16 protein-coding genes are annotated in these 14278 nt (G+C 73.1%); 10 read left to right on the top strand and 6 right to left on the bottom strand.

Annotation, left to right across the window (positions count from 1 at the left end; genetic code table 11):
* The first annotated feature begins 78 nt into the window (after positions 1-78).
* The 4 genes from AC1VWI_RS02210 to AC1VWI_RS02195 all read left to right on the top strand — a co-directional run bounded on the left by AC1VWI_RS02210 (position 79) and on the right by AC1VWI_RS02195 (position 4580).
* A complete protein-coding gene (locus AC1VWI_RS02210; RefSeq protein WP_499509178.1) occupies positions 79-1389 on the top strand; it encodes an amidohydrolase family protein in 1311 nt (436 codons plus the stop codon).
* Positions 1386-2450, top strand: coding sequence for a dipeptidase (locus tag AC1VWI_RS02205; RefSeq protein WP_499509177.1), 1065 nt, complete (start codon positions 1386-1388; stop codon positions 2448-2450). Before AC1VWI_RS02210 ends, AC1VWI_RS02205 begins: the two co-directional genes overlap by 4 nt.
* 46 nt (positions 2451-2496) lie before the next feature.
* Positions 2497-3240: a hypothetical protein gene (locus AC1VWI_RS02200; protein WP_499509176.1), complete on the top strand. Its 744-nt coding sequence runs from the start codon at positions 2497-2499 to the stop codon at positions 3238-3240.
* A 356-nt stretch (positions 3241-3596) separates the two neighbouring features.
* Positions 3597-4580 carry an IS481 family transposase gene (locus AC1VWI_RS02195; protein ID WP_499509175.1) on the top strand — a complete coding sequence of 328 codons (984 nt, stop codon included), beginning with the start codon at positions 3597-3599 and terminating at the stop codon, positions 4578-4580.
* Positions 4581-4677: 97 nt separating this feature from the next.
* On the opposite strand, the gene AC1VWI_RS02190 is transcribed toward AC1VWI_RS02195, so the two are convergent.
* Positions 4678-5133, bottom strand: a complete 456-nt coding sequence (locus tag AC1VWI_RS02190; RefSeq protein ID WP_499509174.1) for a GNAT family N-acetyltransferase — start codon at positions 5131-5133, stop codon at positions 4678-4680.
* A gap of 47 nt (positions 5134-5180) precedes the next feature.
* Between AC1VWI_RS02190 and AC1VWI_RS02185 the strand changes: the two genes are divergently transcribed.
* Positions 5181-6041: a phosphotransferase gene (locus AC1VWI_RS02185; protein WP_499509173.1), complete on the top strand. Its 861-nt coding sequence runs from the start codon at positions 5181-5183 to the stop codon at positions 6039-6041.
* Between the two features lie 24 nt (positions 6042-6065).
* On the opposite strand, the gene AC1VWI_RS02180 is transcribed toward AC1VWI_RS02185, so the two are convergent.
* The 3 genes from AC1VWI_RS02180 to AC1VWI_RS02170 all read right to left on the bottom strand — a co-directional run bounded on the left by AC1VWI_RS02180 (position 6066) and on the right by AC1VWI_RS02170 (position 8286).
* The gene (locus tag AC1VWI_RS02180; RefSeq protein ID WP_499509172.1) at positions 6066-6860 is read right to left on the bottom strand and encodes an SDR family NAD(P)-dependent oxidoreductase; all 795 of its coding nucleotides are present in this window, start codon (positions 6858-6860) and stop codon (positions 6066-6068) included.
* A 104-nt stretch (positions 6861-6964) separates the two neighbouring features.
* Positions 6965-7543 (bottom strand): hypothetical protein, encoded by a 579-nt coding sequence (locus tag AC1VWI_RS02175; RefSeq protein ID WP_499509171.1) that lies wholly within the window; start codon positions 7541-7543, stop codon positions 6965-6967.
* A gap of 77 nt (positions 7544-7620) precedes the next feature.
* Positions 7621-8286 (bottom strand): maltokinase N-terminal cap-like domain-containing protein, encoded by a 666-nt coding sequence (locus AC1VWI_RS02170; RefSeq protein WP_499509170.1) that lies wholly within the window; start codon positions 8284-8286, stop codon positions 7621-7623.
* 125 nt (positions 8287-8411) lie between these two features.
* Here AC1VWI_RS02170 and AC1VWI_RS02165 point away from each other — a divergent pair, with 125 nt between their 5' ends.
* From AC1VWI_RS02165 to AC1VWI_RS02155, 3 genes are all read left to right on the top strand, one after another.
* A complete protein-coding gene (locus AC1VWI_RS02165) occupies positions 8412-8696 on the top strand; it encodes a ribbon-helix-helix domain-containing protein (protein WP_499509169.1) in 285 nt (94 codons plus the stop codon).
* Positions 8693-9082 carry a hypothetical protein gene (locus AC1VWI_RS02160; protein ID WP_499509168.1) on the top strand — a complete coding sequence of 130 codons (390 nt, stop codon included), beginning with the start codon at positions 8693-8695 and terminating at the stop codon, positions 9080-9082. Before AC1VWI_RS02165 ends, AC1VWI_RS02160 begins: the two co-directional genes overlap by 4 nt.
* A gap of 142 nt (positions 9083-9224) precedes the next feature.
* Positions 9225-9695 carry an SPW repeat protein gene (locus tag AC1VWI_RS02155; RefSeq protein ID WP_499509167.1) on the top strand — a complete coding sequence of 157 codons (471 nt, stop codon included), beginning with the start codon at positions 9225-9227 and terminating at the stop codon, positions 9693-9695.
* A gap of 102 nt (positions 9696-9797) precedes the next feature.
* Here the strand turns inward: AC1VWI_RS02155 and AC1VWI_RS02150 are convergent, their stop codons facing one another.
* Positions 9798-11021: a cytochrome P450 family protein gene (locus tag AC1VWI_RS02150; protein ID WP_499509166.1), complete on the bottom strand. Its 1224-nt coding sequence runs from the start codon at positions 11019-11021 to the stop codon at positions 9798-9800.
* 113 nt (positions 11022-11134) lie between these two features.
* Between AC1VWI_RS02150 and AC1VWI_RS02145 the strand changes: the two genes are divergently transcribed.
* A complete protein-coding gene (locus AC1VWI_RS02145) occupies positions 11135-12364 on the top strand; it encodes an FAD-dependent oxidoreductase (protein WP_499509165.1) in 1230 nt (409 codons plus the stop codon).
* Positions 12365-12454: 90 nt separating this feature from the next.
* Here AC1VWI_RS02145 and AC1VWI_RS02140 read toward each other — a convergent pair whose 3' ends face one another.
* On the bottom strand, positions 12455-13336 hold the full coding sequence (locus AC1VWI_RS02140; protein ID WP_499509164.1) for an alpha/beta fold hydrolase: 882 nt from the start codon (positions 13334-13336) through the stop codon (positions 12455-12457).
* 216 nt (positions 13337-13552) lie between these two features.
* Between AC1VWI_RS02140 and AC1VWI_RS02135 the strand changes: the two genes are divergently transcribed.
* Complete coding sequence (locus AC1VWI_RS02135; RefSeq protein ID WP_499509163.1) at positions 13553-14221, top strand: TetR/AcrR family transcriptional regulator; 669 nt, start codon at positions 13553-13555, stop codon at positions 14219-14221.
* Positions 14222-14278: the final 57 nt, after the last annotated feature.

Here is a 14278-nt window from a genome sequence, read left to right as displayed (position 1 = left end):
TCCGGCGGCTGCAGTACAGTACCGAGCGTTTCCCCAGACGATACAGATGTTACGCAGGATGCAACAGTCGAGGTGAGCATGGCCGACCAGTCCCAGGGCGCCCCCACCCCCTACGCAGCGCCCGCCGCGGGCACGACCGCGGTCTACCGCGGCGCGACCCTCTTCGACGGCACCGGCCGCCCGCTCCGGCCCGCGACCACGATCGTCACCGACGGGCAGACGGTCACCGCGGTCGCGCCCGACGCCGACCTCGCCTCCCGGCTCCCCGACGGCGCCCGGGTGTTCGACCTCGACGGACGCTTCGTCATCCCCGGGCTGATCGACACCCACCAGCACCTCGCCACCCCGCCCGACCGTCCCGCGGCCGAGGCGGCGTTGCGCCGTCACGTCTACAGCGGCATCACCGCCGTCCGGGACATGGCCGACGACCTGCGGCAGATCGGCGACCTCGCCCGTGCCACCCTCGTCGGCGAGATCCCCGGCCCCGACATCCGCTACGCCGCCCTGATGGCGGGCCCCGGGTTCTTCGACGACCCGCGCACCCACCAGGTCTCCCAGGGCGCCGTGCCCGGCGAAGTGCCCTGGATGCAGGCCGTCACCGCCGCCACCGACCTGCCCCTCGCGGTCGCCATGGCCCGTGGTACGTACGCCGCGGCCATCAAGGTCTACGCGGACCTCGACGCGGACCTGGTCGCCGCCGTCACCGCCGAGGCCCACCGCCAGGGCATCCCCGTCTGGGCGCACGCCACCGTCTTCCCCGCGACGCCCGGCCAGGTCGTCGCCGCCGGTGTCGACACCGTCTCCCACGTCACCCTGCTCGCCTTCGAGGGCACCCCCGACGGGCTCACCAGCTACAAGAGCAAACCCCCCGTCGACCACGCACGGTTCGCCGCAGGGGACGACCCGCACCTGGACCGGCTCTTCGCCCTCATGCGCCGGCACGGCACCGTCCTGGACGCCACCGCCTGCATGTGGGAGAGCGAGGAACTGGCCGGCGAGGGACCCGAGGACACCGCCCGGGCCCGTGCGAACACCGCGCTCGCCGCCGCCGTCACCGCCCAGGCCCACCGGGCGGGCGTGGCCATCTCCACCGGCACCGACCACGAGACCGCCCCCGGGGCCGCCTTCCCCGCCCTCCACGACGAACTGGCCTTCCTCGTCGAACGCTGCGGCATCCCCACCGCGGACGTCCTGCGCTCGGCCACGCTCATCGGCGCCCGTGCCGCCGGCACCGAGGACTCCATGGGCAGCGTCGAGCCCGGCAAGCTGGCCAACTTCGTCGTCCTGGACGAGGATCCCTTGCGCGACATCGCCAACCTGCGCAGCGTCACCCTGACCGTCAAGCGCGGACACCGCTTCGACCGCGCCGAGTTCGAGGAGCGCCGGTGAACCCCACCCCCGTGATCGTCAACGCGCTGGGGCAGCTCGACAACCCCAACGCCCCCGCGTCCGCCGAGGCCGCGGCCCACCTCAACCCCTCCAGCGACCAGCTCACCATCGACGCCCGCGCCCTCGCCGACGCCCACGCCTCCGGCCTCACCGCCGTCAACATCACCCTCGGCTACACGATGGGCGACCTGCCCCCGTACGAGCACACCCTGCGCGAGATCGACGTCTGGGACGCCATCATCGGCGACCACCCGGCCGACCTCACCAAGGTCCGCACCGTCGCCGACGTCCACCGCGCCCACGCCGACGGCAGGATCGGCGTCATCTACGGCTTCCAGAACGCCGTGGCCGTCGGCGAGGACCCCGGACGCGTCGCCACCTTCGCCGAGGCGGGCGTCCGCGTCATCCAGCTGACGTACAACCAGGCCAACCACATCGGCGACGGATCGATGGCCCCCGCCAACCGAGGGCTGACCCCCTTCGGCCACGAGGTCGTCGAGGCGCTCAACGACCAGCACGTGATGGTCGACCTCTCCCACAGCGGCGAACGCACCTGCCTGGAGGCCGCCAAGACCTCCCGGCAGCCCGTCTCCGTCAACCACACCGGCTGCCGCGCCCTCACCGACCTGCCACGCAACAAGACCGACGAGGAACTCCGCCTCGTCGCCTCCCGCGGCGGCTTCGTGGGCATCTACTTCATGCCCTTCCTCAACCCGTCCGGCCACGCCCGCGCCGCCGACGTCGTGGAGCACATCGACCACGCGGTCAACGTCTGCGGCGAGGACCACGTCGGCATCGGCACGGACGGCACCATCACCCCCGTCGACGACCTCGACGCCTACCGCACCGCCCTCGCCGAGCACGTCGGCCGGCGCCGCGAGGCGGGCGTCGGTGCCGCGGGCGAGCGCGCCGACACCTACCCCTTCGTCGTCGACCTCCGTGGCGTCGACCAGTTCCGGGAACTCGTCCGCCTCCTGGAACGCCGCGGCTACCGCTCCGAGCGCATCGAGAAGATCCTCGGCCGCAACTTCCTGGACTACGCGTCCCGCGTCTGGGCGTAGCCGGCCCTGGCCCCGGCACACCCCTCCCACCCCCCGGAGAGCGTGCGTGACCTCTCAGCAGCCCCTCACCTACGAAGCGTTCGTCGAACTCGCGACCGCGGACCCGGCTGTCGTCGGACTCGTCCTCAAGGGCTCACGGGCCCACGAGGGCATGACCACCGAACACTCCGACCACGACCTGTACGTCGTGGTCGCCGACGGCGCGACGACGGCCCTCACGCGCTTCGCGGGGTACCGCACACCGGAACTGGACCTCGTCATCGTCTCCCTCGAGGAGTTCCGCGCCGCCGGAATGCCGGGGTTCGAGCGGTACGCCCTCGCGCGCGCCCGGACCGTGCTCGACCGGCTCCGGGGCGGGATCGCCCGGATCGTGGCCGCCAAGGCGCGGCTCGACGCCGGCGAGGCGTCCCGGGACGCGGGCCGGTGGCTCGACGCCTACGCCAACTCCCTCTACCGCTCGCTCAAGAACGACCGCGACGGACACGTGCTCGCGGCGCGGCTCGACGCCGCCGACAGCATCGGGTTCCTGCTGGAACTGCTCTTCGCCCTCGACCGGCGCCCCCGCCCGTACAACAAGTACCTGGAGTGGGAACTCGCCCGGTTCCCCCTGCCCGGCTGGGACGCCCGCATGCTGCTCGACGCCGCGGACACCGTCTCGGCGACCGGAGACGTGTCCGCGCAGCGGGAGCTCTTCGCGCGCGTCGAGACGGCGGCCCGCCGCGCCGGGCACGGCGCCGTGCTGGACGCGTGGGGCGAGGACCTGGCACTGATGCGACCGCAGGAGGCCTGACAACGGCGGCGCACGGAGCAGGGCGCCGGGACGGTCGGGGCCATGCCGATGCGGTCCCGCGGGCGGTACCGCCGCTAGGCCGTGTCGTCAAAGTCCCGCCTGCCCAGCGGCGCCTGGCACGGCACCTCGCTGCGTTGTCGAATCGTCCGAGTAGCCCACTACGAGGACGACTCTCCGCCTTACGATGCACCGCACCAGACGCCGCTGGGCCCGCCCTCCGGGCGGCCGGCGCTCCTTTGACGACACGGCCTAGGTGTATTGATCACGAGCGTTGTTGACACCTGCTGGGTCTTGATCACGGCGAAGACCTCCGGTGTGGTGGAGCTGTCTAGGACTGCACCGCACCGGAGGTCTTCGTGTCCCACCGTAATGCCCGCCTGACCGTGCACGGCAGGCGGCTGCTGGTCGAGCGTGTGTGCGCGGGTCGCCCGGTCGCTCATGTCGCGGCGGAGATGGGCATCTCGCGCGCCACGGCGCACAAGTGGGTCCGCCGCTGGCGGGCCGAGGGCGACGCCGGCCTGCACGACCGTGTGAGCAGGCCGCACACCGTCCCTCACCGCACACCGGCCGCCATGGAGGCCCGGGTCTGTCACCTGCGGACCACTCGTAAGCTCGGCCCGGCACGGATCGGGCCGATCCTCGGGATGCCGGCCTCGACAGTTCACCGGATCCTGACCCGGCACGGCCTGCACCGGCTGGCCTGGATCGACCGACCCACCGGCGAGCCGATCCGCCGCTATGAACGGGCCCGGCCGGGCGAGCTGGTCCATGTCGACATCAAGAAACTGGGCAACATCCCGGACGGAGGCGGCTGGCGCACCGTGGGCAGGGCCGCGGGAGACCGAAACCGGCAAGCCACCACCACCCAGCGGCAGAACTGCACGCCGGTGATCGGCTACAGCTACATCCATTCCGCCATCGACGACCACTCCCGCCTGGCCTACAGCGAGGTCCTGCCCGACGAGCGCAAGGACACCGCCATCGCCTTCTGGCAACGGGCGCAAGTCTTCTTCACCGCCCACGGGATCACCGTCGAGCGTGTCCTGACCGACAACGGCTCCTGCTACAAATCCAAGGCCTGGCGAGACACCCTCGTCGCGGCCGGAATCACCCACAAACGCACCCGGCCCTACCGGCCACAGACGAACGGCAAGGTCGAACGCTTCAACCGCACCCTGCTCGAAGAATGGGCCTACCTACGGCCCTACACCTCAAACGCAGAGCGCACCAAAGCCCTGGCAGACTTCCTCCACACCTACAACCACCATCGCTGCCACACCGCACTCGGAGGCAAGCCCCCAATCAGCCGCGTCAACAACGCTGCGGGTCAATACACCTAGGCCAAGAAGCTGCACGCAACGGCCAGGCCGCCCCGTGTCGGCCGGCGCGTCGAGCGCCCGCGCGGCTGAACGGATCGCTCCGGCGACCCCCAGGGGGTCAACCGCCGCACACGGCGGCGGGCTCGCGCACCATGAACACGTCGACCGGATCCTCGGTGTCGACGGTGAACCCGTGCCGCTCGTACAGCCGCCGGGCCGCACTGCCCCGCAGCACGTTCAGCCTGACCGGGACGCCGTCCCGGTCGCACCGCTCCAGCAGCTCCCGAAGTACGGCCGTGCCGATGCCGCCGCCCTGCAGACGCGGGTCCAGGTAGAAGTGCTCCAGCCAGTGGGCGTCCCCGGCAGGCCGCAGGGCGACGCAGCCGGCGAGAGCGCCGCCCACGTCGATGACCCAGGTGTGCTCCGGCGCGAAGGCGTCCCGCAGGCGCTGCCGCACGCGGTGCTCGTCGTACCGCCCGAGCCGCTCCAGGTCGGCCCGCATCGCCACGGCGCGCAGCTCCGCCACCGCCTCGACGTCCGTGGCCGCAGCCGGCCGTATGTTCCAGTCCGCCATGATCGAAAGGCTATCGCGTCACGCGCGGGGGGCCCTACGCTGCGGTGATGGTGGATCACGTGCCCGAGGAACTGCTGAGCGTGGCCGCGGCCCTGCTGCCGGGACGCGACCTGCGCGGCGCGACCCTCGCGGTCGGTGGCTCGCACCATGTGGTGCTGCTTCCGGGCGTCGCGGTCGTGCGCGTCGCCAGGAACCCCACCGCGGTCGCGGCGCTGTCCCGGCGGGTGGAGCTGCTGCGCCGCCTGGGCGCCCTGGACCTGCCCTTCGCCGTGCCGCGCCCGCTGTCCGACGTGGTCCGGGTGGCGGGGCACACCGCTGTCGCGCTGTCCTGGCTGGGAGGAACGCCCGCACCCCGGGGCGGGGGTGGGGAGCCGGAACACCTCGCGGGGCTGCTGCGGGCGCTGAAGGGCGTGGACTGCGGCGGCCTCCAGGGCCTGCTGGGCGCCGCGCACGAATACGCGGGCGGTGACCGGTGGGCCGAGATGATGGAGCGCGACGTCGTCCCCCGGCTGCCGCGCACGTGGCGGTCCGAGGCGCGCCGCCGTGTGGGCGCCGCCCTGGACCTTCCCCCGGTCGAACCGTCTCTGGTCCACGGCGACCTGGCCGGCGGCAACCTGCACTGGAGCGAGGACGGCCGCGTGGTCGGCGTCCTGGACTGGGACCTCGCCCAGCCGTTCGACCCGGCCGTCGACGCCGCCTGCCTGGCCTGGCACGGCTGGGACAAGGTGGCGGCGGCCATCGACCGGCCGACCCTGCACCGCGCGTGGACGTGGTACCTCACCTTCGGCCTGGAGCAGGTGGCCTTCGCCCTCCTCAACGGGGCACCGGAGGACGTCGTCGAGCGGCACAGCTCGGTCACGGCCGCCTGGCTGGAGCGCACGGCACGGATGACGCGACCCGACGGATGACGCAGTGCAGCGCCTGACGCCGTCTCAGGGGACGATGGCGTCCACGCAGCCCCCGTCGACGCGCACGGCGCCGCCGGTGGTGGCCGAGGCGAGGTCGGAGCTGAGGTACACCACCATGTTGGCGATCTCCGCCGGCTCGATGAGGCGTTGCAGCAGCGACTGCGGGCGGTGCTCGCGCATGAAGGTGCGCTGCGCCTCCTCCCAGGGCAACTCGCTGCCGACGAGCCCCCGGACGAACTCCTCCACGCCCGAGGTGCGGGTCGGGCCGACCAGGACCGAGTTCACCGTGACGCCCGAACCCGCGGCCTTCTTCGCGAAGCCGCGCCCGAGGGCGAGCATCGCCGTCTTCGTCATGCCGTACTGGATCATCTCGACGGGGATCGCCACGCCGGACTCGCTGGAGATGTACTGGATGCGGCCCCAGTCCCGCTCCAGCATCCGCGGCATGTACATCCGGGTCAGGCGGACGGCGGACAGGACGTTGACGTCGAAGTACCGGCGCCACTCGGCGTCGTCGATCTCGAGTGCGTCCCTGGCGCCGTAGACGCCGAGGTTGTTGATGAGGATGTCGACGTCCGGCACGGCCTCGCGGGCCCGTTCGGCGCCCTCGTCGGTGGCCACGTCGGCTCCGACGGCGACGAACTCGCCGTCCGGCACCTCGTCACGCAGTTGCTTGAGGGCCTGGTCCACCCGGTCCGGGTCGCGGCCGTTGACGCCCACGCGGGCTCCCGCCCGTGCGAGCCCGGCCGCGATGGCCGCTCCGATGCCCTGCGTCGATGCCGTCACCAAGGCGGTCCGTCCGGTGAGGTCGATGCGCATGTCCGCTCCCTGGGGCGACCCGGTCGACGATCACGGCGGCACGACCGTGCTCCTCCCAGTCTCCGCCAGGCGGCATCCCGCCGCTCGGCGAGCGACTGCCGTCGTCACCGGGCCCTGACGGCACGCCGCTCGGCGAGGAAACGGTGGACGGCCCAGGCCGCGCCGGCCGCCGCGGCCGTCCAGACCAGGGCCTCGGCGACGGCGATCGCCGGGGTCACCGTCACATGCGGCCGGGGCGGCAGGACGACCATCTGGACCGCGGCGCCGACCGGCACCGTCAACGCGGCCAGGAGGCCGGTCAGGCCGGGCCGCCGGATGGCCGCGCCCGTCATGCCGAGGAACGGTCCGAAGAACACCGCGACCACCGCCCAGACGAGGACGTCGCTGCCCGCGTTCACGAGGAGGTGGTCCATCGCGGAGTACGTCGCCGTGGCGGCGACCAGCGCCAACGGTCCGGCCGGCATGCCGCGGGCGGGGGTCCCGGCGAGCAGGCCCGCGGCCACCGCGAGGGCGGCCCAGGACCAGCCCGCGTCCAGCAGCAGGCTCAGCACCTTGGCCGCGCCGCCCCAGAGGGTGCCGGTGATCGGGGCCCCGAGTCCGGAGTACGGCGACGACAGCGCGTTGACGAGCGAGGTGACCGTCCCGAAGACGGCTCCCACCGCCACACCCCCCATGATCTTCATGGCGGGAGGCTACCGAAAGCGCCCTGCGCGCACGGCAGTTCGGCGATCGTCGCTGCGTGGCTCAGGCGCCCCGCCGCTCAGCCGGCGGCGGCCTTCCGGAGGGCGGCGAAGACCGCGCGGGCCTCGGTGCCGTCCGGCTGCTGCCAGCGGGCGTCGACGTGACCGAGCGCGCCGTCCGCGGTGCTGTCGACGGCGCCGGGGCGCAGTGCGCGCGTCACGCGGAGGACCAGGCGCCCGGCCGGGCCCGCGTCGACGGTGACGTCGGTCGTGGCCTCCGGGCCGTCGGTCACGGATCCGGCGCCGGACACGGCGGCGTCCACCGGTCCGGCGTAGTGGCGGGCGACGGTCGGGTCGGGCGTATCGCTGAGGCTCTGGGCCTGCGCCTCGGCCTCACCTCGTACCAGGGCGGTCAACTGGGCCACCACGACCGGGTCGTGCGCGCCGTCGTAGACCCAGCGCTTGCCCAGCACCCCGTGCTCCGTGGTGCCGATGAGCGCGTCCTCGGCGCCGGCCAGCGGCGTGCCGCGGTAGCCCATGGGCACGTGGTAGGCGGCGCCGTCCTGGTCGGTGACCACCATGAACTCCACCCCGACCTCGCCCAGGGGGTCGTCCAGGCGGAAACCGCCTGCCTTCACGAGTTCCGGCGCCCGTCCCGTGCCCGCGTACCAGGGCTGCCGGGGGAGCCACTGCGTGAGCAGTTCCAGCTTGGTCGGCGTCAGCGTCGTGCGGTGGATGAGCGACATGGCCGGTGCAGCCTTCCCCTGAGTCCGTTACTGCGGGGGACATCGTCCCATCCGGGTCCGACACGCGGTCGTCCGGTCGGGTGACGATCGTCCCCCGTGCGGCCATACATCGGTATGGTGACGGTATGGCGAAGCAGAAGGTCACCATCACCCTCGACGAGGACACCGTAGCCGCGGTCGACAAGCTGGCCGGCGGCCCCGGCGGCAACCGGTCCGCCTTCATCGAGGCGGCCGTCACCGAACGGCTCCAGCGCACCGAACGCGCCCTGCGCGCCGTCGACTGGCTCGCCGCACGGGCCCGCCAGGACCACCCCGGCGAGTGGGAGGCCGCCCTCGAGGCCGTCGCCTCCGCCGACGCGCGGCGCGGCTTCGAGACCGCTCCGCCCGCAGACCCGGGTCAGGCGGCGTGAGCGGCGGGTACATCCTCGACCACACCGCCGTCCGGGCCCTCGCCCTGGGGCGGCCGTACATGGTCGCCCGGGTCATCCGCTCGGCGCAGACCGCCGTGCCGCTGTACGTCCCGGCGGTGCCTTTCGCGCAGGGCCTGACCGAGTCGGTCCTCGGTGAGGTGTACGAACGCCTCCAGGACGCGCTGGCGGCGCCGTGCTTCGTCTTCCGGGCGCTCGGCGAGGCCACCTGCTGGTCCGTCGCGCAGATCGCCCACGAGCGCGCGACGGACATCGCCACCGCCCACGCCGCGCACCTGGCGCTGTCCACCGGTCTTCCGGTGCTCACCCAGCAGCCCGACGCCTACAAGCGCGTGGACGTCCGGATCGACACCGAGCAGATCGTCTGACCCGCCCCGTCGCACGCTCCTGGACCCCGTGACCAGGGTGTTCCGGGCCGCTCGTACCGTCCCGCGCGAATCTCCACGTCTCGACCGCCGCATCGTGGGTAAGTGTGGGGTGAAACGTCCGAAATGAGTGGGGATGGTTTAGATGGCCTCTACGCGACCGAGTATCGAGCAGCACCCCGACCTGCTGGCGCTGCGCGCGGAGTACGAACGGACGACCGCCACCAACCGGGGCCAGGCGATCGAGGCCATGGGCCTGGTGACCGGCACCTACCTGGCGGCGTCCCCCTGGATCGTGGGCTTCAACGGCCTGTCGACGATAGCCGTCGGCAACCTGATAGCCGGCATCGCGTACGCCATGCTCATGGGCGGCGTGGGCAGGGCGTTCGAGCGCACGCACTCCATGGCGTGGGCCGCCGCCATCATCGGCCTGTGGACGATCATCTCGCCGTGGTGCATCGCGGGGAACGTCAGCACGACGCGCACGATCGTCAACAACGTGGTGGTCGGCGTCATCGCTCTGGCGCTCGCGCTGGCGGCGTCCTCGATGCGACCGGGCACGGGCCGGGGGAAGTCCTCGGACATGAGGGGCCCCACCGGAGGCTCACGCATCTGACCGGCTCCCGCCGAATCCGCCCCGCCGGGCGAGCCCTCTGCACGGCTCGCCCGGCGGTACGTGTGCGGACACGGCCGGTGCCCCGGTCCGGGCGCCCCGGCCTCAGCCGTCGGCGGAACCGAAGGTGACGGGCAGCCGCGAGGGGCCGCGCAGCACCCGCGGCCGCCAGAGCAGCTCCTCGGGCGGAACGGCCAGAGCGAGACCGGGCAGACGGCGCAGGGCGGTGCCGATGGCGATCCTGCCCTCCAGCCGGGCCAGCGGCGCCCCCAGGCAGTAGTGGATGCCGTGCCCGAAGGCGAGGTGGGCGTTGTCCTCCCGGGTGATGTCCAGGCGGTCCGGGTCGCCGAACCGCGCCGGGTCGCGGTCGGCGATGGCGGAGGCGACCACCACCGTCGCGCCGCGCGGGATCGCCACCCCCGCGATGGTCAGGTCCTCGCGGGCGAAGCGCGCGATGCCGGGGTTGACCGGCCCGTCGTACCGCAGGAACTCCTCGATCGCGCCGGGCAGCAACTCCGGGTCCTCGCGCAGCATGCGCAGCTGGTCCGGGTGGGTGAGCAGCGCCGCGATGCCGTTGCCGATGAGGTTGACGGTGGTGATGTACCCGGCGACCAGGAGCAGGAAGGACATCGAGATCAGTTCGTGCCGGTCCAGCCGCTGCTCGTCGTCGTGGGTGGCGATCAGCGCGCTGAGCAGGTCGTCCCCCGGGTGCGCCCGCTTGGCGTCCAGCAGGGCGGTGAGGTACCCGTGCATCTGCTTCCAGGCCGCCTCGATCTTGGCCGGGTCCGGCGGCTGGGGGCCCTGGAGGACCATGTCGTCGGTCCACCGCTGGAAGTCGTAGCGGTCGGAGACGGGCACGCCGAGCAGTTCGCTGATGACCGTGACCGGCAGCGGCAGCGCGAAGTCCTCGACCAGGTCGGCGCGCCCGGCCGGGACGATCGCGTCGAGGAGCTCGTCGGTGACGGCCTGGACACGCGGCTCCAGCTCGGCCACGCGGCGGGCGGTGAACGCCTTGGAGACCAGCCGGCGCAGCCGGGTGTGGTCGGGCGGGTCGGCGCGCAGCATCGTGCGGATCATCGACTCGCGCTCGGTGGTGGGCAGTCGCGCCATGAGCCGCGGGTCCGCGGCGTCGCGGACGTCGCTGCTCAGCCGTGGATCGGTCAGGGCCGCCAGGCCGTCCTCGTACCGGGTGACCAGCCAGGCCTCCAGCTCGCCCTGGATGACCGCGCGGCGCACCGGGCCCTCCTGGCGTAGCTCCTGGTAGAGGGGGAAGGGATCGGCGACGAAGGCCGGATCGGTGAAGGGCAGGGTGACCGGCTGCTGGCTCATCAGGCCTCCGGGAGTGCGTGGCACCTCATGACGGCATCAATGTGCACCGTTCAAGGATAATATGTCCCGTTATATCGGGGCGGGACGAGGATGACGGCGGAGGGCGGGCTGCGATGGAACGGACCACCTGCTGCGTGGTGGGCGGCGGCCCGGCGGGCATGGTGCTCGCCCTGCTGCTGGCCAGGGCGGGGGTGGAGGTCACCGTCCTGGAGAAGCACGGCGACTTCCTGCGCGACTTCCGCGGCGACACCGTGCACCCCTCGACCCTCGCGCTGCTGGACGAACTCGGCCTCGCCGAGCGCTTCGCCGCCCTGCCGCAACGCCGTGTCACCACCGTCCAGTTGCCGATCGGCCCCGGGCGGTCCTTGGTCACCGTCTCGGACGTCGGCACACTGCGGGGCCCGTACAACTACGTGGCGATGGTGCCCCAGTGGGACCTGCTCGCCCTCCTGGCGGACGAGGCCCGCCGCGAGCCGACGTTCACCCTGCGCATGGGCACCGAGGCGACCTCCTTCCTGGAGGAGCGCGGCCGGATCACCGGCGTGCGCTACCGCACCGCGGACGGCGGCGGCGAACTGCGGGCCACCCTGACCGTGGCCTGCGACGGCCGCGGGTCACTGGCACGGTCGCGGCCGGAACTCGGCCTGCGGGAATTCGGCTGTCCGATGGACGCGTGGTGGTTCCGGGTGCCCCGGCACCCGGGCGACCCGCAGGGGCTGGTGGCCGGAGTCGGCGACCGCTTCCTCACCGCGATGATCGACCGGGGGGAGTACTGGCAGTGCGCCGCGCTGATCCCCAAGGGCAGCGACGCCGACCGCCGGGCCGCGGGCCTGGACCGGTTCCTCGCCGCGTACTCGGCCGCGGTGCCGTGGCTGGGCGACCGCGTGCGCGCGGTGCGCTCCTGGGACGAGGTGAAGCTCCTCGACGTGCGCTGCGACCGGCTGGAGCGCTGGCACCGCCCGGGGCTGCTGTGCATCGGCGACGCCGCCCACGCGATGTCGCCCGTGTTCGGGATCGGCATCAACCTCGCCGTCGAGGACGCCGTCGCCACCGCGCGCCACCTCGTCGAGCCGCTGCGCCGCGGCAGCGTCGGGTTGCGGGACGTACGCGCCGTACAGCTCCGCCGGTGGCCGACCACGGCCGCCACGCAGGCCCTGCAGCGCCTGGCCCACCGCCGCTTCGTCGCCCCGGTGCTGGCCGGACGCTCCCCGCTCGGCGACGCCGACCGCGCGGGGCGGCTCGCCGGCCTGCTCAACTCCACACCCTGGCTCAAGCGGGTGCCGGCGTACTTCATCGGCTACGGCGCCCTGCGCGAGCGTCCGCCGGCGGCGTCGGTGCGCTAGCTGCGGTAGGTGGCGGCGTCCGGGCCGGCTCCGGCAGGCCGGCCCGGCGCCATGCATGACCGCTCCGGGTGTCCGGGCTCGGGCGGTGGCTCAGGCGGTGGCCCTGGCGGCGTTGCGGGCGATCGCGTCGACGACCGCCGGCCACACCTGCTCGGGCAGGTCGTGGCCCATGCCCGGGATCAGCAGCAGCTCGCTGCCGGGGACCGCGGCCGCTGTCGCCCGGCCGCCGCTGTGGTCGATCAGGGGGTCCTGCTCGCCGTGCACGACCACCGTCGGTACCGCCACCGACCGCAGGCCCGGCGTGCGGTCCGGAGAGGCGAGGATCGCCGCGTACTGGCGCACGTAGCCCTCCGGGCGGTACGCGCGGTCGTAGGCGGCGGTCACGCGCTCGCGCAGCTCCTGCGGAGCCGGCGGGTAGGCGGGGGAGCCGATCACGGCCGACCTGCGGACCCCCTCGTCGATGACGGCCTCGCGCGTCAGGGGGACGCCGTTCGAGCCGGGCATCGCCGCGATGGCCTCCGCCGAGGCGCGGCCGACCGACCGGTCGCCTGTGGTGGACATGATCGAGCACAGCGACAGCACCCGCTCGGGGTGGTCGATCGTCAGCTGCTGGGCGATCATGCCGCCCATCGAGGCGCCGACGACGTGCGCGGCCGGGATGTCCAGCGCGTCCAGCAGCCCCACGGCGTCGTCCGCCATGTCGGCCAGCAGATAGGGGACGCTGGAGGGGTCGCCCGACAGCACGGCGCCGATGTCCGGGACGGGGTGCTCGTCGAGACCGGTCGACAGGCCCGCGTCGCGGTTGTCGTAGCGCACGACGAAGAAACCGCGGTCCGCGAGCGCGGAGCAGAACTCCGCCCGCCACAGGGTCATTTGCGCACCGAGGCCCATGACGAGCAGCAGCGCCGGATCGCCGGTGCTGCCGAAGGTGTCGTACTCGAGCTCTATACCGTTGGACTTCGCGCGCGGCATGCGGGGCTCCTTGGGGGCTCGCGGGGGATCGGCTCATACCGTCCAGTCGGTACGATAGCTGTGCCGCCCGCGCTCGGCACCCCCACCGGCGCGGCGTCCGCGCCCCCGCGAGAGTCGTCCGCGTGGTGAAGTGAGGGGCCGTTACATTACGCTTATGTAATGTAACGCCCGCAATCGATGGCATGGGGCCGTGTCCGGGCACAGAGAGGACCGCGGATGAGCGGCGACGACCGTACCGGAAGCGCCAAGGACGACAAGGGGGCCGACCGCGGCGCCGGCTCGCGGGCCGGTGGCCGGCCGCGGGACCCGGCGATCGAGGAGGCGATCATCCGGGCGACGCGCAAGCGGCTGGTCGCCGACGGATACGCGCAGATGACCATCGGGGACATCGTCGCCGACGCCGGGGTCACGCGGCCCACGCTGTACCGGCGTTGGGCGAACAAGTACGACCTGGTCGTCGACGCCCTCCAGTACGGACTGCGCGCCCAGCGCGAGGCGTACCCGGACGTCGACATGGACGCGCTGACCGCGGTCGAGGCGTTCCGTGAGGCCGTGCGCCGCCTCGATCCGCGGTACCACAACAAGGGCGCGATGGCCCTGCACGGCAACTTCATGGCGGAGGTCGAACGCGCGCCGGGCCTGCTGGAGCAGCTGCGCGAGCACGGGGTCGGGCCGCGGTGCGAGGAGTTGGCGCAGACCCTGCGGCGGCTCCGCGAGCGCGGCGAGGTCCGTGAGGACGTCGACCTCGACACCGTCGTGACCCTCTGCTTCGGCAGCTACTTCGCGGACTACCTGCGCACCGGCGGATCCGGTGCGGACATCCCGGACCGCCTCGTCGACACCGTCTGGCCCGCCATCGCGGTGCGTCCCGACGGCTCCGGCTGATCCGGCCGGGCGCGGCGCGGGCCGGGGCGGTCCAGGGCGCGGGCCGGCGACATCCGT

The sequence above is a fragment of the Streptomyces sp. TOM-9 genome (assembly GCF_056858595.1).
The sequence above is the reverse complement of the archived record's forward strand: the minus strand, read 5'-3'. Positions and strand labels throughout refer to the sequence as shown.

Coding starts and splice junctions, on each gene's coding strand:
- AC1VWI_RS02210 (WP_499509178.1), top strand. CDS start 79: ATGGCCGACCAGTCCCAGGGCGCCCCCACCCCCTACGCAGCGCCCGCC.
- AC1VWI_RS02190 (WP_499509174.1), bottom strand. CDS start 5,133: ATGGCGGACTGGAACATACGGCCGGCTGCGGCCACGGACGTCGAGGCG.
- AC1VWI_RS02185 (WP_499509173.1), top strand. CDS start 5,181: ATGGTGGATCACGTGCCCGAGGAACTGCTGAGCGTGGCCGCGGCCCTG.
- AC1VWI_RS02180 (WP_499509172.1), bottom strand. CDS start 6,860: ATGCGCATCGACCTCACCGGACGGACCGCCTTGGTGACGGCATCGACG.
- AC1VWI_RS02175 (WP_499509171.1), bottom strand. CDS start 7,543: ATGAAGATCATGGGGGGTGTGGCGGTGGGAGCCGTCTTCGGGACGGTC.
- AC1VWI_RS02170 (WP_499509170.1), bottom strand. CDS start 8,286: ATGTCGCTCATCCACCGCACGACGCTGACGCCGACCAAGCTGGAACTG.
- AC1VWI_RS02165 (WP_499509169.1), top strand. CDS start 8,412: ATGGCGAAGCAGAAGGTCACCATCACCCTCGACGAGGACACCGTAGCC.
- AC1VWI_RS02155 (WP_499509167.1), top strand. CDS start 9,225: ATGGCCTCTACGCGACCGAGTATCGAGCAGCACCCCGACCTGCTGGCG.
- AC1VWI_RS02150 (WP_499509166.1), bottom strand. CDS start 11,021: ATGAGCCAGCAGCCGGTCACCCTGCCCTTCACCGATCCGGCCTTCGTC.
- AC1VWI_RS02145 (WP_499509165.1), top strand. CDS start 11,135: ATGGAACGGACCACCTGCTGCGTGGTGGGCGGCGGCCCGGCGGGCATG.
- AC1VWI_RS02140 (WP_499509164.1), bottom strand. CDS start 13,336: ATGCCGCGCGCGAAGTCCAACGGTATAGAGCTCGAGTACGACACCTTC.
- AC1VWI_RS02135 (WP_499509163.1), top strand. CDS start 13,553: ATGAGCGGCGACGACCGTACCGGAAGCGCCAAGGACGACAAGGGGGCC.